Annotated in this window: 16 protein-coding genes and 1 tRNA gene; 11 read left to right on the top strand and 6 right to left on the bottom strand. The window is 67.6% G+C overall.

The annotated features are described in order from the left end of the window. The first annotated feature begins 123 nt into the window (after positions 1–123). Positions 124–1,554 (top strand): hypothetical protein, encoded by a 1,431-nt coding sequence (locus RKE25_RS09135; protein WP_311841921.1) that lies wholly within the window; start codon positions 124–126, stop codon positions 1,552–1,554. A 75-nt stretch (positions 1,555–1,629) separates the two neighbouring features. Here the strand turns inward: RKE25_RS09135 and RKE25_RS09130 are convergent, their stop codons facing one another. Together RKE25_RS09130 and RKE25_RS09125 are read right to left on the bottom strand one after the other, a co-directional pair. Next, positions 1,630–4,107 (bottom strand): glucose/quinate/shikimate family membrane-bound PQQ-dependent dehydrogenase, encoded by a 2,478-nt coding sequence (locus RKE25_RS09130; RefSeq protein WP_311841920.1) that lies wholly within the window; start codon positions 4,105–4,107, stop codon positions 1,630–1,632. A 269-nt stretch (positions 4,108–4,376) separates the two neighbouring features. Continuing rightward, positions 4,377–4,453 (bottom strand) — tRNA-Arg (locus tag RKE25_RS09125). A gap of 305 nt (positions 4,454–4,758) precedes the next feature. Between RKE25_RS09125 and RKE25_RS09120 the strand changes: the two genes are divergently transcribed. The 5 genes from RKE25_RS09120 to murB all read left to right on the top strand — a co-directional run bounded on the left by RKE25_RS09120 (position 4,759) and on the right by murB (position 10,017). Next, positions 4,759–6,294 carry an aldehyde dehydrogenase family protein gene (locus RKE25_RS09120; protein ID WP_311841919.1) on the top strand — a complete coding sequence of 512 codons (1,536 nt, stop codon included), beginning with the start codon at positions 4,759–4,761 and terminating at the stop codon, positions 6,292–6,294. 73 nt (positions 6,295–6,367) lie between these two features. Further along, positions 6,368–7,144: an SDR family oxidoreductase gene (locus RKE25_RS09115; protein ID WP_311841918.1), complete on the top strand. Its 777-nt coding sequence runs from the start codon at positions 6,368–6,370 to the stop codon at positions 7,142–7,144. A 5-nt stretch (positions 7,145–7,149) separates the two neighbouring features. Next, positions 7,150–7,917 carry a class I SAM-dependent methyltransferase gene (locus RKE25_RS09110; protein ID WP_311841917.1) on the top strand — a complete coding sequence of 256 codons (768 nt, stop codon included), beginning with the start codon at positions 7,150–7,152 and terminating at the stop codon, positions 7,915–7,917. 2 nt (positions 7,918–7,919) lie between these two features. Then, positions 7,920–8,957 carry a quinone-dependent dihydroorotate dehydrogenase gene (locus RKE25_RS09105; protein ID WP_311841916.1) on the top strand — a complete coding sequence of 346 codons (1,038 nt, stop codon included), beginning with the start codon at positions 7,920–7,922 and terminating at the stop codon, positions 8,955–8,957. A gap of 31 nt (positions 8,958–8,988) precedes the next feature. Beyond that, a complete protein-coding gene (gene murB / locus RKE25_RS09100; protein WP_311842366.1) occupies positions 8,989–10,017 on the top strand; it encodes a UDP-N-acetylmuramate dehydrogenase in 1,029 nt (342 codons plus the stop codon). 145 nt (positions 10,018–10,162) lie between these two features. Here the strand turns inward: murB and RKE25_RS09095 are convergent, their stop codons facing one another. Both RKE25_RS09095 and RKE25_RS09090 read right to left on the bottom strand, forming a co-directional pair. After that, positions 10,163–10,921: a Bax inhibitor-1/YccA family protein gene (locus tag RKE25_RS09095; protein WP_311841915.1), complete on the bottom strand. Its 759-nt coding sequence runs from the start codon at positions 10,919–10,921 to the stop codon at positions 10,163–10,165. A gap of 82 nt (positions 10,922–11,003) precedes the next feature. Further along, positions 11,004–12,233: an MFS transporter gene (locus RKE25_RS09090; RefSeq protein WP_311841914.1), complete on the bottom strand. Its 1,230-nt coding sequence runs from the start codon at positions 12,231–12,233 to the stop codon at positions 11,004–11,006. 128 nt (positions 12,234–12,361) lie between these two features. On the opposite strand from RKE25_RS09090, the gene RKE25_RS09085 reads away from it, so the two are divergent. Continuing rightward, positions 12,362–13,162 carry a helix-turn-helix transcriptional regulator gene (locus RKE25_RS09085; protein WP_311841913.1) on the top strand — a complete coding sequence of 267 codons (801 nt, stop codon included), beginning with the start codon at positions 12,362–12,364 and terminating at the stop codon, positions 13,160–13,162. A 48-nt stretch (positions 13,163–13,210) separates the two neighbouring features. On the opposite strand, the gene RKE25_RS09080 is transcribed toward RKE25_RS09085, so the two are convergent. Further along, positions 13,211–14,158, bottom strand: coding sequence for an NAD-dependent epimerase/dehydratase family protein (locus tag RKE25_RS09080; RefSeq protein ID WP_311841912.1), 948 nt, complete (start codon positions 14,156–14,158; stop codon positions 13,211–13,213). Between the two features lie 96 nt (positions 14,159–14,254). On the opposite strand from RKE25_RS09080, the gene RKE25_RS09075 reads away from it, so the two are divergent. From RKE25_RS09075 to RKE25_RS09060, 4 genes are all read left to right on the top strand, one after another. Next, entirely contained in the window at positions 14,255–15,139 is an 885-nt protein-coding gene (locus RKE25_RS09075; protein ID WP_311841911.1) for a LysR family transcriptional regulator, read from the top strand. A gap of 149 nt (positions 15,140–15,288) precedes the next feature. Beyond that, complete coding sequence (ppk1, locus tag RKE25_RS09070) at positions 15,289–17,454, top strand: polyphosphate kinase 1 (RefSeq protein ID WP_311841910.1); 2,166 nt, start codon at positions 15,289–15,291, stop codon at positions 17,452–17,454. 113 nt (positions 17,455–17,567) lie between these two features. Next, positions 17,568–17,738, top strand: a complete 171-nt coding sequence (locus RKE25_RS09065) for a hypothetical protein (RefSeq protein WP_311841909.1) — start codon at positions 17,568–17,570, stop codon at positions 17,736–17,738. A 97-nt stretch (positions 17,739–17,835) separates the two neighbouring features. After that, a complete protein-coding gene (locus tag RKE25_RS09060; protein WP_311841908.1) occupies positions 17,836–19,407 on the top strand; it encodes a hypothetical protein in 1,572 nt (523 codons plus the stop codon). A 45-nt stretch (positions 19,408–19,452) separates the two neighbouring features. Here RKE25_RS09060 and RKE25_RS09055 read toward each other — a convergent pair whose 3' ends face one another. After that, a complete protein-coding gene (locus tag RKE25_RS09055) occupies positions 19,453–20,010 on the bottom strand; it encodes an NAD(P)H-dependent oxidoreductase (RefSeq protein WP_311841907.1) in 558 nt (185 codons plus the stop codon). Positions 20,011–20,216: the final 206 nt, after the last annotated feature.

The following is a 20,216-nucleotide window of genomic DNA, read 5'->3' as shown; positions in this document are numbered from 1 at the left end:
ATCGAACCGATCCAATCAATCAATTATCCCGCCTCCTCAGGCAGGCATACGCTCGCTTGCGGCGGCTTCACGGCAAAAGGGGGATACGTCCGGCCGCCAGGATTCAAACCCTAGGGAGGCCACATGAAACGCATCAGCGTAAAACACGGTCGGCGAGTCGCCTTGGCGACCGCTGTCATGCTTGCCACTACCGGGTCGCTGCTGTCCGGCTCGGTACTGGGCTGGCAAGTCGACTCATCGCACAAGCCACCGCCGAGCAGCTACCTTCCGGTCGTCGAACCGGACTTCGCCACCACCATGCAACGCATGTCGCAGGCCAAGCCCGGCGTCATGCAACGGCAGAAGAACCTGCTGCAGGAACGCTACGACCTCTCCGACAAGCCGGCCAAAGGCGTGACCATGTCGCGCGGCAAGCCAGTGCAGGAAGGCGTACGCGTGAAACTCAAGTCGGGTACGAGCTGGCAGCAGCTCGCGGACATGTCGCCGGAGGAGATCAAGAGCAAGGACGCATTTCCCGCGGGCTTTCTGCCCCTGCCGCATCCCAACCATCCCGAAGGCGGCATGGTCTTCCCGCACTTCGAGATCGAACGCATCAAGCAGCAGGACAACCGCGACCTCACCCGCTTCGACTTGGACTTCGACCTGCCGGATCACATCCTGCCCGAGTTCCCGCAGGCGATCTTCCTCACCACGCGACCCGACCTCGGCGATGTGTCCAAGGGAAAGCTGGTGACGCTGGACAACTATTACGAGTTGTTCAACGGGCTCTTGAATCCCAAGCAGCTCGAAGGACTGCGCTTGCTGGTAACGCCGTTCCCGCAGCAGCAGTTCAACGCCACCGGCGACCGCCGTTCCGCGCGGCCCAGCCTCGGCGTCGCCTGTTTCGACTGCCATGCCAACGGCAGCACCAACGGCGCCACGCACCTGGTGGGCGACATCCGCCCGCAGGAGTTCCGCCACCGTATCGAGACCCCTGCGCTGCGCGGCGTGAACATCCAGCGACTGTTCGGCTCGCAGCGCGCACTGAAGACCGTGGAGGATTTCACCGAGTTCGAGCAGCGCGCCGCCTACTTCGATGGCGACCCGGTCATCGCGACCAAGAAGGGTGTGAACATCCTGGAACGCGGTAGCCAGGTGCACTTCATGGCGGAATTCCAGGAACTGCTGGATTTCCCGCCGGCGCCCAAGCTCGCCGTGGACGGCAAGCTCGATCCGGCCAAGGCCACCGAGCAGGAATTGCGCGGCCAGGCGGTGTTCTTCGGCAAGGGGCAATGCAGCAGCTGCCACGCGCCGCCGTATTACACCGACAACACCATGCACAACCTGCAGGCCGAACGGTTCTACAAGCAGCGCATGATCAACGGCATGATGGCCAGCGCGGACGGACCGATCAAAACCTTCCCGCTGCGCGGCATCAAGGACACGCCGCCGTATCTGCACGATGGCCGGCTGCTGACCCTGGACGACACCGTGGAGTACTTCAACCTGGTGCTGGGAACGAAGTTGAGCGACCAGGAAAAGCAGGACCTGGTCGCATTCATGCGCGTGCTTTGACGCAGCTCGCTGGAGCAAGCAACGCGAACGCCGGCGTTACGGCACAGACGCCATGACGCCGGCGTTCACCGCGACCTACTTCTTCTCGCCCTCCGGCAGCGCATAGGCGATCAATGCATCGCCCAGCTTCGTGCCGAGCGAACCGTGGCCGCCGGCCATGATCACCACGTACTGGCGCCCGGTCTGGTCGGACACGTAGGTCATGGGTGTCGCCTGCCCACCCGCCGGCAACCTTGCTTCCCACAGCTTCCGGCCATCGCGCACGTCATACGCGCGCAGGTAATAGTCCAGCGTCGCGCTCATGAAGGCCACGCCACTGCCGGTGGTGATCATGCCGCCCAGGCTGGGCACGCCGAGCGGCAGCGGGATGGGCAGCGGCGCGTTGTCCACGACCGTGCCGTTCTTGTGCATCCACACCTTGCGCATGGTCTTCAGGTCCACCGCGGCGACATAGCCCCACGGCGGCGCCTGACAGGGAATGCCCAGCGGCGACAGCAAGGGCAGCAGCTCGACCGCGAACGGCGTGCCCTTCATCGGCTGCAGGCCATGTTCGCTACCGGTGGACCCCTTGGCGTTCTTCGACTCCTCCTTCTCCCGAGTGAAGAGCTTGGAAACGAACGCCATGTAGTTGGGATTGCCGACGATCAGCTGCCGGCCGGGGTCGACCGCGACGCCGCCCCAGTCGAACACGCCGTAGTTGCCGGGATATACCAGCGAACCCTGTTCCGACGGCGGCGTGAAGATGCCGTCGTAACGCAGCCGCTTGAACTTGATGCGGCAGGCAAGCTGGTCGAACGGGTTGGTGCCCCACATGTCCGCCTCGCGCAGCGGCCGCTCGGGCTTGAAGCTGAGCGCCGAGAACGGCTGCGTCGGCGACGTCCGGTCGCCCGTCGCCGCGCCCTGGGGTACGGGCTGTTCCGGCGCGGGCACGATCGGCTTGCCGTCGCGGCGGTCCAGCACGTAGATATCGCCGCGCTTGCTGGACGCCACCAGCGCCGGCACCTTGCCCTGCGGCGTGTCGATGTCGACCAGGCTGGGCTGTCCGCCGATATCCATGTCCCACAGATCGTGGTGCACCGTCTGGTAGACCCAGCGCAACTTGCCGGTGGCGATGTCCAGCGCCACGATCGAACTGTTGAAGCGCTCGCCCTCGGGATAGCGGTCGCCGCCCCACATGTCCGGCGTCTGGTTGCCCATCGGGATATAAACCAGGCCGAGCTTCTCGTCGACGCTGGACACGCTCCATGAATTGGGCGAGTTGTGCTTGTAGTACTGCCCAGGTTCCAGCGGCTCGGTTCGATCCGGCTCGGCCGAGTCCCAGTTCCACAACAGCTTGCCGGTGGTGATGTCGTAGCCGCGGATCACGCCGGAAGGCTCGTGCGTGGATTCGTTGTCGGTGACGCTCGCCGAAACGATCAGCACGTTGCGCGTCACCGTCGGCGGCGAGGTCGGATTGAGGAAGCCGCGCTGCGTCGCCGACATGCCCTGGTACAAGCCGATGACGCCGTGCTCGCCGAAGTCTTCGCACAGCTGCCCGTTGTCGGCATTGAGCGCCACGATGGTGGCATCCGCGGTCGGGGCGAAGATGCGGCGCGGGCAACTGTCGAAATGGATCGCTTCGGCGGCCACCGCGCCCTTCGGCGTCGGCGCGGGTGCGGCCGGCAGGGACGGCACGGCGCCCTCGGCCGCGGTCTGGGCGGCATACGCGCCGGAGTCGTGATAAGCCACGCCGCGACAGATCATGTGCTGGTAGCCCTTGGCGTCGCGGTTGATCTTCGGGTCGTAACGCCAGCGTTCCTTGCCCGTGTCCGGGTCCAGCGCGATCACGATGTTGTGCGGCGTGCACAGGTACAGCATGCCGTTGGCCTTCAGCGGGGTGACCTCGTTGGCGATTTCCGTGGGATCGCCCGGCCCCTTGAAATCACCGGTGTGGAAGGTCCACGCCACCTGCAGGCGGGAAACGTTGGCCGGCGTGATCTGCGCAGCCGGCGAATAGCGATCGCCATAGCCGGAGCGGCCATAAGCGATCCAGTCGTTCGGCGGCGTGCCGGTCGCATCGGCCGGCACCGGCGCCGCCATGCTCGCTGCCGGCACCTCGCCGGCCAAAGTGTGGCCATCGGTGAAATACGCGACCGCGCCCACCGCCACGCACAGCCCGGTCGCGATCCACAACGGCAGCGTGCCGGCCGCCCAGCGCAGCGCGGGCCTGGGCTCGATCACCAGGCGCCGCGATACCCACGGCAGCAGCAGCCACCACGCCAGCGCGAACCATGCGGCCACGCGCGGCACCAGCTGCCACCAGTCCAGGCGCACTTCATAGACCGCCCACAGCAGGGTGACGAACAGCAACAGCGCATGCAGCCCGAGCGCCAGCCGCCGGCCGCGCCACGCCAGCCATCCAGTGGCGATCAGCGCCGCACCGGCCAGCACGTAGTACGGCGAGCCGCCCAGAACCAGCAACCAGGCGCCTCCCGCCAGCAGCGCCAGCCCCAGGAGCATGAACAACGCCGCGGTGATCGACTGTGAAACGGCCGGTCGAAGCCTCGTGTCCATAGGTTTTCCTTCTGTCGCGCATGGAACGGCGAATCCGTCACGCATGGTTGACGACCCGCCGTAGGAGTTTTGTGACGCCGGCCAACACCGGCCAGGCGGCCGACTGTGGCCGCAGGCGCCTGAACGCATGCTCCGGCCCGGCGTTGTCGCAAGGCGCCGGCATAGCCCACGGCACCCGCTTGCACTTCCCGACCGCCGTCTGCGCCAGCGGTACGGCTGGACGGCCGGGTCCCGAAAAAACAAGGGCACGCCATGCGTGCCCTTGGTAGTGGTGCCCCCGATACGATTCGAACGTACGACCTTCCCCTTAGGAGGGGGACGCTCTATCCAACTGAGCTACGGGGGCAACGGGCGGGAAGTATAGATGAACAAGGCGCGGCGCGAAAAAACCGCGGGCCATGCCCTTTCGCGCATGCCCTCTCGCTTCTTCATGGCCTAGGCCACTGCGCTCGAATGCGCGAAAGCACGGTGGTCGAACAAGGCACGGATTCGAACCTCCTTCCCGCACCGTTCGAGCATTTGCGCTGGCCGCCAGTCATGGCGCGGCGCATCATCCGCCGGCATCGCGGGGGATCCGGCCGCGCCTGCTAGAATCGCGTTTTTCCACCATGTCCCCACCGCGCCGCGAGGCGCCACGGTCCAGGAGCACGCATGTCCCACGAAATCCTCAAGGCGCTCGGCATCGGCACGGAGCATTCCGGCACCTATCTCGGCCAGGGCGAGTGGTCGCGCACCACCGATGCCGGCACGCTGCAGCCGGTGAACCCGGCCTCCGGCGAGGTGATCGGTACCGTGCATGCCTCCAGCGCCGCGGACTACGAGACCATCGTCAAGCGCGCCCAGGAAGCCTTCAAGATCTGGCGCACCACGCCCGCGCCGCGCCGTGGCGAAGCCGTGCGCCTGTGCGGCGAGGCGCTACGCAAGCACAAGGACGCCCTCGGCTCGCTGGTCGCGCTGGAGATGGGCAAGATCAAGCCCGAGGGCGACGGCGAAGTGCAGGAGATGATCGACATCGCCGACTTCGCGGTGGGCCAGAGCCGCATGCTCTACGGCTACACCATGCACTCGGAGCGCCCCGGCCATCGCATGTACGAGCAGTACCACCCGCTGGGCCTGGTGGGCATCATCAGCGCATTCAATTTCCCGGTGGCGGTGTGGGCGTGGAACGCGTTCCTCGCGGCGATTTGCGGCGACATCTGCATCTGGAAGCCCTCGCCGAAGACCCCGCTCTCGGCCATCGCCACCATGAAGATCTGCAACGAAGCGCTGAAGGCCGGCGGCTTCCCGGACATCTTCTTCCTGTTCAATGACGCCGGCGTGGAACTGTCGCAGAACTTCGTCGACGACAAGCGCATCCCGCTGATCAGCTTCACCGGTTCGACCAAGGTCGGCCGCCTGGTCGGCGAGCGCGTCGCGCGCCGCATGGGCCGCTCGCTGCTGGAGCTGGGTGGCAACAACGCGATCATCGTGGACCAGAGCGCCGATCTGAAGCTGGCCATTCCCGCCATCGTGTTCGGCGCGGTCGGCACGGCCGGCCAGCGCTGCACCACTACGCGCCGCCTGTTCGTGCACGAGTCGATCATCGGCGAAGTCACCGACAAGCTGGTCGCCGCGTACAAGCAGGTGGAAGGCAAGATCGGCGACCCGACCCTGGCCACCACTCTGATGGGTCCGCTCAACAGCCAGGACGCGGTGCATGCGTACCTCGCCGCGATCGAGAAAGCCAAGGCCACGGGCGGCAAGGTGCTGACCGGCGGCGCCGCGCTCACCGACCGCAAGGGCAACTTCGTGCTGCCGACCATCGTCACCGGCGTGAAGAACAGCGACGAGGTGGTGCAGGCCGAGACCTTCGCGCCGATCCTCTACGTCATGCCGTTCAAGACCCTGGACGAGGCCATCGAACTGCAGAACGACGTGCCGCAGGGCCTTTCGTCGGCAATCTTCACGCGCGACCTGAGGGCGGCGGAGCAGTATCTGTCGGCCGCCGGTTCGGACTGCGGCATCGCCAACGTCAACATCGGTACCTCGGGCGCGGAAATCGGCGGTGCCTTCGGCGGCGAGAAGGAGACCGGCGGCGGCCGCGAATCCGGCTCGGACGCATGGAAGGTCTACATGCGCCGCCAGACCAACACCAGCAACTACTCGGACGCGCTGCCGCTGGCCCAGGGCATCAAGTTCGACCTGTAAGCGAACGGCGCCCGGCTCCGGCCGGGCGCCCATCGGTCCCACTCTCGACACGACCCTCGACACGGCCAACCGGATGCCCATCCCGCCACCCCGCCCCGCCTTCCCGTTCGATGGCTACCGCGTGGTGATCGCCGGCGGCAGCAAGGGCATCGGGCGCAGCATGGCCCTGGCTTTCGCCGGGGCCGGTGCGGCGGTGTCGATCTGCGCGCGCGGCACGGAAGCACTGCGCGATACCCGCGAGGCGATCGCCGCGCTCGGCGCGGTCGCCCATTCGGAAAGCTGCGATCTGGGCGACGCGCAAGCGATCGAGCGCTACATCGGCAACGCCGCCGACACCTTGGGCGGCATCGACGTGCTGATCAACAACGCCAGCGGCTACGGCTTCGCGGACGACGACGCAGGCTGGGAAGCCGGCTTCCGCATCGACCTGATGGCGGCCGTGCGCGCCTCGCGCTTCGCCCTGCCCCACCTGAAGGCGTCGCCGCACGCCTGCATCCTGCACACCAGTTCCATCGCCGCGTTCCATCCGCGGCCGCGCAACGCGCCCTACGCCGCGGTGAAAGCCGCGCTCAGCCAATACACCACCTCGCAGGCGCTCGCGCTGGCGGAGCATCGCATCCGGGTGAACGCCATCGCGCCGGGCTCGGTGGATTTCGCCGACGGCCTGTGGGATCGCCGCCGGCGTGAGGAACCCGCGCTGTACCGCGCCGCCCTCGCCAGCATCCCCTTCGGCCGCTTCGGCGCGCCGGAGGACATCGCGCACGCCGCGCTGTTCCTCGCCTCGCCGTGGGCCGGCTGGATCACCGGCCAGACGCTTTGCGTCGACGGCGGGCAAAACCTCACGGGATGAGTGCCATGACCGACCTGCAAAGCACGGAGCGTTTCAGCAACCGCGTCGAGGACTACGTTCGCTTCCGGCCCGACTATCCGAAGGCGCTGCTGCAGTGGCTGCAGCACGAGCATGGCGTGACGCCCCAGTGGCTGGTCGCCGACGTCGGCGCGGGCACCGGTATTTCCAGCAAGATGTTCCTCGACGCCGACTACCGCGTGATCGCGGTGGAACCCAACGCCGCCATGCGCGCGGCGGCCGAGAAATGGCTGGGACACGACAAGCACTTCCGCGCGCTCGACGGCCGCGCCGACGCCACTGGCCTGGCGGCGCACAGCGTGGACTTGATCTCGGTGGCGCAGGCCTTTCACTGGTTCGACGAGAACGCCACGCGCCATGAGTTCGCGCGCGTCCTGCGGCCGCATGGCCTGGCCGCGATCTACTGGAACAGCCGCCGCCTCGTCGGCACGCCGTTTCTGGAAGGCTACGAGGCGCTGCTGCAGCGCTATGGCACCGACTACACCAGCGTCGCCGAACGCTATGCCGACGAGCCGCGCATGCGCGCATGGTTCGGCGAGGGCTATCGCGGCACCGCCAGCTTCGAGCACCGCCAGCAGCAGGATTTCGACAGCCTGCGCGGCCGCCTGATGTCTTCCTCGTACGCGCCGAAGGAAGACCATCCCATGCACGGCCCCATGCTGCGCGCGTTGCGGGAGCTGTTCGACGCCACCGCACACGACGGCAAGATCAGTTTCGATTACGACACCCGCGTCTACGTGGGCCATCCAGGTTGAACATGTACCGATATCTTCGCCCCCTGCTGTTCGCGCTCGACGCGGAAACGGCGCACCGCGCCACGCTGTACGGCCTGGACGTGGCCCACCGCAGCAACTTCCTGCACCTGGCGGCCAAGCCGCCCGCGGAACTTCCGGCCACCGTGTTCGGCATCCGCTTCCCGAATCCGGTGGGACTGGCGGCGGGCCTGGACAAGAACGCCGACCATCTCGACGCGCTCGGCGCGCTGGGCTTCGGCTTCGTCGAGGTGGGCACCACCACGCCGCGCCCGCAGCCGGGCAACGACAAGCCACGCATGTTCCGCCTGCCCCGCCACGAGGCGATCATCAACCGCCTGGGTTTCAATAACCACGGCGTGGACGCGCTGGTGCGCAACGTGCAGCGCTCCAGCTATCGCGGCGTGCTCGGCATCAACATCGGCAAGAACAAGGACACGCCGAACGAGAAAGCGGTGGACGACTATCTCTTCTGCCTGGAGAAGGTCTATCCGCACGCGACCTACGTGACGGTGAACATTTCCTCGCCGAACACCCAGGGCCTGCGCGACCTGCAGGAGGAAGCCACCCTGCGCCGCTTCATCGAGACGCTGCGCGAGGCGCAGGAGCGCCTGGGCTCGCAGGCCGGCGCGCGCAAGCCGATGCTGCTGAAGATCGCGCCCGACCTGACCGAGGCCGAGCTGGACGGCATCGCCGATGTGCTGCTCGGCACCGGCGTGGACGGTGTCATCTGCACCAACACCACCGTCGACCATGCGGCTGTCGCCAGCGACCCGCACGGCAACGAAGCCGGCGGCCTGTCCGGCCGGCCGCTGTACGCGCGTTCCACCGAGGTGTTGCGCGGCATGCGCAAGCGCCTGGGCGAGCGCATTCCCATCGTCGGCGTGGGCGGCATCCTCGATGGCGGCGATGCAGCCGGCAAGATCGAGGCCGGCGCCGCGCTGGTGCAGATCTACTCGGGCATGATCTACCGCGGCCCGGAACTCATCGCCGAATGCGTGGACGAAATCCGCCGTCAGCACGGAGGCGCCCATGCCGGCTGAGCACGCCGCGCTGCCGCCGCAACGCATCGACATGGGCGGCTATGTGCTGATCGAGAACGCGCCGCTCGGCCAGCGCAACACGCTGCGCGTGGACGCGCGCGCCAGGCTGCTGGCCGAAGTGCGCGAAGCGGCCAAGCTGCCGGAACTGCTGGATTTCCCCGTCGTCCGCGGCGGCCCGCTGCTGGTGCTGGGCGAAGGCAGCAACCTGCTGTTCACCGGCGACTTCGACGGCACCGTGGTGGCCATGGCCAACCGCGGCGTGCACGTGGAACAGGAAGGCGGCCTCACCCGCATCGCCGTCGCCGCCGGCGAACGCTGGGACGACTTCGTGCGCTGGACGCTGGGCCAGGGCTTCGCGGGGCTGGAGAACCTGATCCTGATCCCCGGCACTGTCGGCGCCGCTCCCATCCAGAACATCGGCGCCTACGGCACCGAGGTGGCCGAGTTCGTCGAAAGCGTGGAAGCCTGGGACACCAAGGAACGCCGCGTCGCCGTGCTCGACCGCGAAGCCTGCGCCTTCGCCTACCGCGATTCGGTGTTCAAGCACGAGCCCGGCCGCTACATCGTCACCGCCGTGCGCTTCGCGCTGCCGCGCACGCGCGAACTGCGCCTGGACTATGCCGGCATCCGCGAGGAGCTGGCGCGCATGGGCGTGGAGAAGCCCGCGCCCTTCCACGTCGCCGAAGCGGTCGTGCACCTGCGCACACGCAAGCTGCCGGACCCGGCCGTCATCGGCAACGCCGGCAGCTTCTTCAAGAACCCGATCGTCGATGCCGCCGTGGGCGAGGCACTGAAACGCGAGCATCCGGCACTGATGGCCTGGCCCGGCACGGACGGCCGCTGGAAACTCTCGGCCGCGTGGCTGATCGAAGCCGCCGGCTTCAAGGGCCAGCGCGAAGGCGACGCCGGCATCTCCAACCGGCACGCGCTGGTACTGGTGAACCACGGCAAGGCGAGCGGCCCCGAACTATGGGCCTTCGCGCAGAAGGTGATCGCCGGGGTGGATGCGAAGTTCGGCGTGCGCCTGGAGCCCGAACCCGTGGTGGTCGGCTGCGGATAAGTGATCGAGCTCTTGCTGATCGGCTATGTCCTGGCGAAGTCATGCAGGACATGAGCTCGTAAACCAAGAGGGATAAACCAATCGTGGGTTCCCTAAGAAAAAGGCCGGCGGAAGCCGGCCTTTTTCGTTCTCATGCAGTGAGCCCTCAGCGGCGCGCTTTCGACAGCAGCCGCAGCAGCTCCATGTACAGCCACACCAGCGTCACCATCAGGCCGAAGGCGCCGTACCACTCCATGTACTTCGGTGCGCCCTGGTCCACGCCGCTTTCGATCATGTCGAAATCCAGCAACAGGTTGAACGCGGCGAGCCCTACCACCAGCAGGCTGAAGCCGATGCCCAGCGCGCCGGACTCATGAATGAAAGGCACCTGGATGCTGGTGAACGCGCGCAGCCCCAGGTCCACCAGGTACAGCAGCGCGATGCCGCCGGTGGCCGCCACCACGCCCATGCGCAACTTGTCGGTGACGCGGATGACCCGCGTGCGGTAGAGCACCAGCATCACCGCCATCACGCCTGCGGTGAGCATCACCGCCTGCAGGACGATGCCGGGGAAGCGCAGTTCGAAAATCGCCGACAGGCCACCGAGGGCGAAGCCTTCGGCGATGGCGTAGGCCGGCGCGGTGATGCCGGCCCAGTTCGCCTTGAACGTGGTCAGCAGCGCCAGCGCCAGGCCGACCATCAGGCCGCCCCAGATGAACGGCGAAACCGCCGCCAGCCCGGCGCCGGCGCTGCCGGCTTCGGCGGCGACGCGGCTGAAGCGCAGCCAGGTCCAGCCGCCGGTCACCACGGCCAGGAACAGCAGCAGCCCCGTCTTGGCCACCGTGCCATTGAGGGTCATGCGTTCGCCTTCGGCGAACAGACCCTGGAAAGTGCTATCGCGTAAAACCGGATTGCCCGAACGCATGACCTGCTCCTTGGAGGCATGCCGCGCCAACGCGCGGCGATGCCGTCCATGCTAACGCGTCCGGTAGCGCACGGCAGAGAAATCAGCGGGAGGCGGCCAGGCGCCGGTGTCCGTCCAGATTGGGCAGCAATACCGTGATCACGCCCAGCAGCGGCAGGTAAGCGCAGAGGCCGTAGACGAAGTCGATGCCGTGAAGGTCCGCGACGCGCCCCAGCACCGCCGCGCCGATGCCGCCCATGCCGAAGGCGAAGCCGAAGAACAGCCCGGAGATCATGCCCACGCGCCCGGGAATCAGTTCCTGTGCATAGACCAGGATCGCGGAGAACGCCGAGGACAGGATCAGGCCGATCACCACGGTCAGCACGCCGGTCCAGAACAGGCTGGCATGCGGCAGCATCAAGGTGAACGGCGCCACGCCCAGGATCGACGCCCAGATCACCCACTTGCGGCCGATGCGGTCGCCCACCGGGCCGCCGATCAGCGAACCGGCCGCCACCGCGAACAGGAACACGAACAGATGCGTCTGCGCGTTCTGCACCGACACGCCGAACTTGTGGATCAGATAGAACGTGTAATAGCTGGTGATACTGGCGACGTAGAAGTACTTGGAGAAGATCAGCAGACCCAGGATGAGCAGCGAGCCGGCCACCTGCCCGCGCGTCAGCGTCACCGCTGCATGCCGCGCCTTCGCCTTGCCGCGCGTCGCATGGTGGTCGCGATACCACGCACTCACCTGCAGCAGCACCACGATCGCCAACAGCGCGGCCAGCGAGAACCAGGCGACGCTGCCGCGGCCGTTCGGCACGATGATCCATGCCGCCAGCAGCGGCCCCAGCGAGGCGCCGGCGTTGCCGCCCACCTGGAACAGCGACTGCGCCAACCCGTGCCGGCCGCCGGAAGCCATGCGCGCCACGCGCGAGGACTCCGGATGAAACACGGACGAGCCCGTGCCCACCAGTGCGGCAGCCACCAGCAGCAGCGGGAAACTCGGCGCCTTGGCCAGCAGCAGCAGGCCGCACAGGGTGAAGCCCATGCCCACCGGCAGCGAGAACGGCATCGGCTTGCGGTCGGTCACCATGCCGACCATTGGCTGCAGCAGTGAGGCGGTGACTTGGTACGTCAGCGTGATCAGCCCCACCTGCGCGAAGCTGAGGTCGAAGCCCGACTTCAGGATCGGATAGATCGCCAGGATCAGCGACTGGATCATGTCGTTGAGCAGGTGCGAGAAGCTGATCGCGCCGATGATGCCGAACTCGGTGCGCGGTTCGGCCTGGGCAGCGGTTACGGGTAGATCGTCGACGCGGGTCTGCATGGGCAAGAAATGGCGGCTGGGGACGGTGGGCGGCGCGGCATCTTGCCGCGGCCAGGGCTGCACCTTAGATTGAGTACCTCCGGCCCGCTCACGCCGTAGGGTCAGTTTCTGTCGAATCCGGGCCATGCATGCGCCAGACACGCGTCAACCGCTATGAGGACACTCCGCGCCCGATCGTCGCCACCGGCAACGACTATCCCGCGCACTTCGTCCTGCCCGCGCACGCGCACAAGCGCCATCAACTGCTCTACGCCGCCACCGGCGTGGTGAAGACCATCACGCCCGAAGGAAGCTGGGTGGTGCCGCCGCGGCGCGCGCTGTGGATTCCGGCGGGCGTCATGCACGAAGTGCACATGGATGGCGAGGTCAGCACGCGCAGCGCCTACGTGCAGCCCGACGCCGCGCGGGACCTGTGGGCGCACTGCCAGGTCATCGCCGTCTCACCCCTGCTGCACGAATTGCTCGAGGCCGCCGTCGATCTCCCCGTCGAGTACGCGCTGGAGAGCCGCGATGGCCGCCTGATGGCGCTGCTGCTGGACGAGATCCGCGCCATGCCCACTCTCGCCCTCAACACGCCGCTGCCGGCCGATCCACGCCTGTACGCGCTGTGCCGCGCAATACTCGATGCCCCCGCGCTGGACATCGACATCGACGCCATGGCCGCGAAGGCGGGCATGAGCCGCCGCCACTTCACCCGCACCTTCCGCGTGCAGACCGGCATGAGCTATGCCGCGTGGCGCCAGCAGGCCTGCCTGCTCGCCGCCCTCACCCGCCTGAGCCGCGGCCAGTCCATCACCGACGTGGCGATGGAGCTGGGCTACGGCAGCGCGAGCGCGTTCACCGCGGCATTCCGGCGCGTGCTGGGGGAGCCACCGAGCCGGTACCTGGCCGGAGAGCAGAGGGCACGCGCCAAAGGTGCGCCAACCTAGCTCCCTCTCCCCGTCGGGGAGAGGGATGAAGGGCGTCGCCCGATGCTTCTAGAGACACTGCGCTCCCACCAGCGCACTCCGCACCGCCTCGACCACCGGCGTTGCCGGCACCTCGCCGAGGAAGCGCCGCAGCTTGGCATCCTCCAGTCGTGCTTCGGTCTTCCACAGATAGCGCATCTTCCAGAGCTCGCGCAGCGTCTCCGCGAACGGCGTCGCCAACGCCACCATCCACCATGGAAAGCGCGCCGCGCGCACCGAAGCGTCGCCGGTCGCCGCGCGTACGGCGTCGACCATCTGGTAGCCATCCAGCCAATAGCCGCCGAAGTGGAACGAGGCGAACGGCTCCAGCTCGTCGGCGCGATCGAGCAACCGCGCCAGCGTTTCCGCCACGTCCGGCAGATAGGCCCAGGCGTGGCCCAGCGCGGGCGGTCCCGGATAGGTCACGGCGCGCACCGGCTTGCCCGGCTTGACCAGCCCTTGCGAGAACCAGCTGTTGCCGGTGTTGCGCGGCCCGATGAAATCGCCGCAGCGCAGGATCAGCACCGCCGTGCCTTCCCGCGCGGCCCGCGCCAGGCGCTGCTCCATCGCCACGCGCAGCTCGCCCTTGCGGGTGGGCGGATGCTGGGCCGCATCTTCGGTCAGCACCGGAAAGGCATCCAATCCATAGTTGTAGATTGTGCCCGGCAGCACGACGCGGGCGCCCGCCATCTTCGCCGCGGCGAGGGTGTTCTCCAGCATCGGCAGCACCAGCCTCTCCCAGCCGCGGTAACCGGGCGGGTTCACCCCATGCACGATCGCATCGACGCCCGCCGCGGCGCGCGCCACGTCGTCGGCGACCATGGCATCGCCCTGGAACCACTCCACGCCCTGCAAGGCACCGCCAGGCTTGCGTGCAAGGGCACGCACCGTCCAACCGTGGCGCAACAGCGCCCGGCACGTTTCGCCGCCGACGCCGCCATTGGCGCCCACCACCAGGACTCGCTTCGTCTGCTTCATGTCCGTCATCCGTCTTAGGTGGACGCAGCATGAGCGCGCATGTCCCATAAGAAAATCCACGAGAACCGCATATCTGCTATACAGATATGCATGGCCATGTCCGAGCCCTCCTGGGATCTCTACCGCTCCTTCCTCGCCGTGATGCGCGAAGGCAGCCTGTCCGCCGCCGCGCGCACGCTGGCAATGACGCAGCCCAGCCTCGGCCGGCACATCCGCGAGCTGGAAAACGCCCTCGCGCTGGCGCTGTTCACCCGCTCTCCGCAAGGGCTGGTGCCCACCGACGCGGCCCTCCGATTGATGCCGCATGCGGAGGCCATGGCCTCGGCCACCGCCGCCTTGCGCCGCGCGGCCACCACCGGCGACGACACCGTGCGCGGCGTGGTCCGCGTGACGGCCAGCGAAGTGATCGGCGCGGAAGTCCTGCCGCCGATGCTCACGAGTTTCCGCGCGTCCAACCCTGAAGTGACGATCGAGCTGGTGGCCACCAACCGCTCCGAGGACCTGCTGCGCAAGGACGCCGACCTGGCCATCCGCATGACCCGTCCCACCCAGCAGGCGCTGGTGTCCCGCCGGCTGGGGCGAATCGAGCTGGGCCTGTTCGCGCATCGACGCTATCTGCGCCGGCACGGCACGCCCGCCACGCTGGAGGAGCTGCGCGCGCACAGCCTGATCGGCTTCGATCACGAGCCGGCCTATGCGCGGACCATGCGCCCGAAGGACCTGCCCTGGTCCCGCGAATGGTTCGCGCTGCGCACCGACCACGATCTGGCAGCGCTGGCGGCGTTGCGGGCCGGCTACGGCATCGGTTTCTGCCAGCTGCCGCTCGCCGCGCGCGACGCGAAGCTGGTGCGCGTGCTGGAACCGCTTTCCTTGCCGCTGGACACCTGGGCGGTAATGCACGAAGACCTGCGCCGCACGCCCGCCGTGCGCCGGCTCTTCGATCACCTGTCGTCCGGCCTGATCGATTATGCGAGGGGCTGACGCCGTCATGCCGCCGTCAAATTTCCGTAGCAATATGACCCGCTGCGAAACGGCCCGGAGTGACCGGCGGGCCGGGGACGTGCCTGCCGCGGCAACGGGGTAGCATGCCTACTCCCACTTCCCCGCCGGCAGGGGCCAGGACCGACACGATGTCCAGCAGCGAAAACCGCACCAGCCTTACGGTCGAGGAAGCCAACGGCGCGGAGCCGCCCCTGAGCGAACCGCTGGGCGGAACCCACGACCTCAGCGACGCCAGCCTGTACATCCACCGCGAGCTGTCGCAGCTGCAGTTCAACATCCGCGTGCTGGAACAAGCGCTGGACGAGCGCAAGCCGATCCTGGAACGGCTGAAGTTCCTGCTGATCTTCTCCAGCAACATGGACGAGTTCTTCGAGATCCGCGTCGCCGGCCTGAAGAGCCAGATCGCCTTCGACCACGAAATCGTCGGCCCCGACGGCATCGCGCCCAAGCGCGCGCTGCAGGAGATCAGCGAGATCGCGCACCGGCAGATCGAGCGCCAGTACGCCATCCTCAACGAACGCGTGCTGCCGGAACTGGCGCGCCAGGGCATCCGCATCGTGCGCCGCAACGAGTGGTCGCACAAACAGAAGCTGTGGGTGCGCCGCTATTTCCGCCACGAGGTGGCGCCGCTGGTCACCCCGATCGGCCTGGACCCCACCCATCCGTTCCCGCTGCTGGTCAACAAGAGCCTCAACTTCATCGTGCAGCTGGAAGGCGTGGACGCATTCGGCCGCGATTCGGGCCTGGCGGTGGTGCCGGCGCCGCGCGTGCTGCCGCGCCTGATCCCGCTGCCGGAGGACGTCAGCGAGGGCGGCGAGAACTTCGTGCTGCTGTCGTCGATCATCCACGCACACACGGAAGAACTCTTTCCCGGCATGTCGGTGCGCGGCTGCTACCAGTTCCGCCTCACGCGCAACGCCGACCTCACCATCGATCCGGAAGACGTCGAGGACCTCGCCCGCGCGCTGCGCGGCGAGCTGTATTCGCGCCGCTTCGGCGACGCCGTGCGGCTGGAAGTGGCCGACAACTGCCCGAAGGAACTCACCGACTACCTGCTCAAGCAGTTCGGCCTCACCGCGGCCGAGATGTACGAAGTGAACGGCCCGGTCAACCTGACGCGCCTGATGGGCCTGGTGAACAAGTCGCACGCGCCGCAGCTGCTGTATCCGCCCTTCACGCCGGCCATCCCGAAGGCACTGAAGAAGGAAGAGGATCTTTTCCAGGTGATCGGCAAGCAGGACGTGCTGCTGCTGCATCCCTTCGAATCGTTCGCTCCGGTGGTCGACCTGCTGCACCAGGCGGCGAAGGACCCGAACGTGCTGGCGATCAAGCAGACGCTGTATCGCAGCGGCGCGAACTCGGAGATCGTCGACGCGCTGGTGGACGCCGCGCGGGCGGGCAAGGAAGTGACCGTGGTGGTGGAACTGCGCGCACGCTTCGACGAGGAATCCAACCTCAGCCTCGCCTCGCGCCTGCAACAGGCCGGCGCGATGGTGATCTACGGCGTGGTGGGCGTGAAGACGCACGCCAAGCTGATGCTGATCCAGCGCCGCGAGGGCGATGAACTGGTGCGCTACGCCCACCTGGGCACCGGCAATTACCACACCGGCAATGCGCGCCTTTATACCGACTACAGCCTGCTCACCTCCGACCAGGCGCTGTGCGAGGACGTGCACAAGCTCTTCAGCCAGCTCACCGGCATGGGCAAGGTGTTGCGCATGAAGAAGCTGCTGCATGCGCCGTTCACGCTGAAGAAAACCCTGCTGGAGATGATCGCGCGCGAAACCGCGCACGCCCAGGCCGGCCGCGAGGCGCACATCATCGCCAAGGTCAATGCGCTCACCGATCCGAAGGTGATCCGCGCGTTGTACAAGGCGAGCATCGCCGGCGTGAAGATCGACCTGATCGTGCGCGGCATGTGCTGCCTCCGCCCTGGCGTCCCCGGCGTGTCGCACAACATCCGCGTGCGCTCCATCGTCGACCGCTTCCTCGAGCACAGCCGCGTGTACTGGTTCGCCAATGGCGGCCACGACGAACTCTTCCTGGCCAGCGCGGATCTGATGGAACGCAATCTGGACCGTCGCGTGGAAACCGGTTTCCCTATCGAGAGCAAGAAGCTGCAGCAGCGCCTGAAGAAGGAACTGGAGCTCTACCTGGCCGACAACAGCAGTGCGTCGATCCTGCAGGCCGACGGCCACTACCAGCGCCTGCAGCCGGGCGGCCAGGCGGTGCGCAATGTCCAAGCGCAGTTGCTGGAGCGCATCTGCGGCGTCGGCGCCAGCCCCTCGGACTGACCGGCCGACCACTTCGTTGCGCGGGCATGCGTGACGAAGTACCGGTTTTGCCGCGGCCCCAGTGCTAGGCTCGACCGGCCGCAGTGTCGCGGCTCATTGCAAAGGGCATTCACATGGAACTTCAGGAACTCTTCGTGCGTGAAGAAGGCGTGATTGCAGTTGATCTGTTCGGCGTGTCGGTGGAAGCGCCGATGCAGAAGCAGGCCCCCATGCAGAAGCACGCGCCGAAGACCATCTGGGATGGCGACATCGGCACGTTCGGCGGCCGTGGCGACGGCGGCTGATCCGCCGGCCATGCCTGCCATGCCCGTTCACGGGTGATCGCGAAGCCGCCCCGGCACCGGGGCGGCTTTTTCATGGATGGCTTTTCATGGACGGAACATGCTCAAGGCCACGATCGCACTAGCCGACCTCGCCATCGCCCCGCGCTGGAGCGACGGCGCCATCCGTTTTGGCCCAAGCCGCATCGCTCCGTTCGAACACCCGGCGCTGGAGAGCGTGCTCGTTCGCACCGACGGCCAGTGGTTCGCGGCCGTGCGCGAACGCCGCGCCGATGCCGCGGAAGCCACGATCCTCGACGTCGATGCCGCGGAATTCGAACGCCGCCACCGCGAATGCCTGCTGTGGCCGCTCGACTACGTCATGATCGAAGCGGCACCGGCCGGATGCCGCCTCAAGGTGCGCGCCGGCGTGTTTGGCTCGCTGCCGGTCTACGCCCGCGCCACGGACGAACGGTTGGAATTGTCCTGGGATGCGGCGGACCTGACCGCCGCGCCGACCGCGCTGGACTTCGAGATCGCCAGCCATCGCCTCGCGCTGCACACGATGTACTCGGCGCGGCAGCTTTGCGTCGGCATCGTGCTGCTCACCGAACGCGCCACGCTGTCCGCCGAGCCGGGCAAGGCCAGTCATCAGTACCCGTCGCCGGCGCGTGATGCGGACCTGGCGCCGCCCCGGGAAGCCGATGCGCTGCTGGCCGATTTCGGCGCGTGCCTGGGCATCGTGTTAGATGCGCGGCCGGTCGCCGCGGAGCGCTCGGCGCTGGAACTCAGCGGCGGCATGGACTCGGCGACAGTCGCCTGCGGCCTGGCGGGCAGGCACGGTGCCCTGGCGAGTCTCGGCATCCTGCTCGACGGCGACACTCGCACACCCCAGCTCAGGCGGCGCCAGGCCATCGTGGAACAGCTCGGCTTGCGCGACCGCACCGTGGAGATCGCCGACTTCCTGCCCAGCCTCGACTTGGGCCCGTTGCCCGGGCGGCGACTGGGGTTCCATCAGGAGTATTACCTGGAAGCCTGCGCCGCTCTCTGGGACATCGCCCGCGCACAGGGATGCGACCGGCTCTATACAGGCCTGGGCGGCGACGAGCTGTTTCCCGACTATGCGCACGAGCTCTCCGGCGAAGGCGGCACGGAAGCGCTCGAGCGGGAGCGGGAGCGCGCGCATCGGGCGGAGGTGGCGGCGCTGCTCACGCCCCGCGCGCGGGAAGCGGCACGCACCGCGTATTGCTTCAGCGCTCCAGCCGGCCCGGTGCCGACGACCGCGCTCGCGGCCCAGGCCTGCCGCGCGCCGGACATCGCGCGACGTGGGCTGTGGCCAGTCAATCCGCTGAGCGATCCCCGCCTGGTGCATTTCTGCCACCGTCTGCCGACGGCACAGCGCCGGCAACGCACGCTGATGCGCCGTTATCTGCAGAAGCGTCTGGGCGAGGACACGTTTCCCGCCGGCTATCGGAAAGAAACCTTCGAGGAGGTCTTTCCCGCCCTGATCGCCAGACAGGCGGCCGCGCTGGCCACGCAGCTGCGTGAATGCGCCCTCGCGGACCTGGGCCTGATCGACCCGCGCGGCGTCGAGCGCCTGCTCGAGGCGGTGGCGTCCACCCGCGCACGGACGCCGACGGCCGTCCTGGTTTCCTTCCTGTGGCTCGAACGCTTCGCCAGGCAGCTCGCCTGAGGGGCCGCACGCCACGCCCGATGCACGGCGAGCTGCGGGCCGCGCTCAACCCAGCTGCTTGCGTACCCAGGCGACGTAGCGATCGACGAAGCTCTGCAAGAAGGACTTGGTGTCGTCCTTGCTGATCTGGCCGTCCGCGCCGATCAGGTCGTCGCTCTTGAACTGCACGAAGACCTCAGGCTGTGCGAGCAGCGGGACGTCCAGGTAGGCCAGCACATTGCGCAGATGCTGCTGCGACAACGCCGATCCCGTGGCGCCGATTGAAGCGCCGATCACCGCGCCGGGCTTGCCGGCGAACGAGTTGGTGCCCCACGGGCGCGACGCGATGTCGATCGCGTTCTTCAGCACGCCGGGAATGGAACGGTTGTACTCGGGCGTCACGAACAGCAAGGCGTCCGCCGCCTCGACCGTGCGCTTGAGCTGCTGGCAGGCCGCCGGATAAGCACCGTCGAAGTCCTGGTCGTACAGCGGCAGTCCGTCGATGGGCACGTGTTCGAACGAAAATTCCTTCGGCGCCAGCTTCTCCACGGCGAGCGCGAGCCTGCGATTGATCGATGCCTTGCGCAGGCTGCCTACGAATACCGCGATCTTGGTAGCGCTCATATCGATTGCTCCTTCGAAGCAAGGGCCTTCGGCGGGCCGGTCGCCCAAGCTTCCCCACTGGCGGTTAAGACTGGGTGACGTCTCCGGCGCGGCGTCCGCCGGCTGTTCCTTCTATGCCGTTCGACCGAATGGGGCCGACGGCCCCGCTCGGCCAGAATGCAAGTCCCTATCGCTCACGGCCGGAACGCTTCCGGCGCGGGGCGAGC

This window comes from Dyella sp. BiH032 (genome assembly GCF_031954525.1).
Classification (GTDB): Bacteria; Pseudomonadota; Gammaproteobacteria; order Xanthomonadales; family Rhodanobacteraceae; genus Dyella_D.
Note: the sequence above shows the minus strand (reverse complement) of the source record. Positions and strands in the feature narration are given on the sequence as shown.

What these genes read in the sequence shown, in the direction of transcription:
- RKE25_RS09135 (WP_311841921.1), top strand. Translation starts at nt 124, where the DNA reads ATGAAACGCATCAGCGTAAAACACGGTCGGCGAGTCGCCTTGGCGACC.
- RKE25_RS09130 (WP_311841920.1), bottom strand. Translation starts at nt 4,107, where the DNA reads ATGGACACGAGGCTTCGACCGGCCGTTTCACAGTCGATCACCGCGGCG.
- RKE25_RS09120 (WP_311841919.1), top strand. Translation starts at nt 4,759, where the DNA reads ATGTCCCACGAAATCCTCAAGGCGCTCGGCATCGGCACGGAGCATTCC.
- RKE25_RS09115 (WP_311841918.1), top strand. Translation starts at nt 6,368, where the DNA reads ATGCCCATCCCGCCACCCCGCCCCGCCTTCCCGTTCGATGGCTACCGC.
- RKE25_RS09110 (WP_311841917.1), top strand. Translation starts at nt 7,150, where the DNA reads ATGACCGACCTGCAAAGCACGGAGCGTTTCAGCAACCGCGTCGAGGAC.
- RKE25_RS09105 (WP_311841916.1), top strand. Translation starts at nt 7,920, where the DNA reads ATGTACCGATATCTTCGCCCCCTGCTGTTCGCGCTCGACGCGGAAACG.
- murB (WP_311842366.1), top strand. Translation starts at nt 8,989, where the DNA reads ATGGGCGGCTATGTGCTGATCGAGAACGCGCCGCTCGGCCAGCGCAAC.
- RKE25_RS09095 (WP_311841915.1), bottom strand. Translation starts at nt 10,921, where the DNA reads ATGCGTTCGGGCAATCCGGTTTTACGCGATAGCACTTTCCAGGGTCTG.
- RKE25_RS09090 (WP_311841914.1), bottom strand. Translation starts at nt 12,233, where the DNA reads ATGCAGACCCGCGTCGACGATCTACCCGTAACCGCTGCCCAGGCCGAA.
- RKE25_RS09085 (WP_311841913.1), top strand. Translation starts at nt 12,362, where the DNA reads ATGCGCCAGACACGCGTCAACCGCTATGAGGACACTCCGCGCCCGATC.
- RKE25_RS09080 (WP_311841912.1), bottom strand. Translation starts at nt 14,158, where the DNA reads ATGAAGCAGACGAAGCGAGTCCTGGTGGTGGGCGCCAATGGCGGCGTC.
- RKE25_RS09075 (WP_311841911.1), top strand. Translation starts at nt 14,255, where the DNA reads ATGTCCGAGCCCTCCTGGGATCTCTACCGCTCCTTCCTCGCCGTGATG.
- ppk1 (WP_311841910.1), top strand. Translation starts at nt 15,289, where the DNA reads ATGTCCAGCAGCGAAAACCGCACCAGCCTTACGGTCGAGGAAGCCAAC.
- RKE25_RS09065 (WP_311841909.1), top strand. Translation starts at nt 17,568, where the DNA reads ATGGAACTTCAGGAACTCTTCGTGCGTGAAGAAGGCGTGATTGCAGTT.
- RKE25_RS09060 (WP_311841908.1), top strand. Translation starts at nt 17,836, where the DNA reads ATGCTCAAGGCCACGATCGCACTAGCCGACCTCGCCATCGCCCCGCGC.
- RKE25_RS09055 (WP_311841907.1), bottom strand. Translation starts at nt 20,010, where the DNA reads ATGAGCGCTACCAAGATCGCGGTATTCGTAGGCAGCCTGCGCAAGGCA.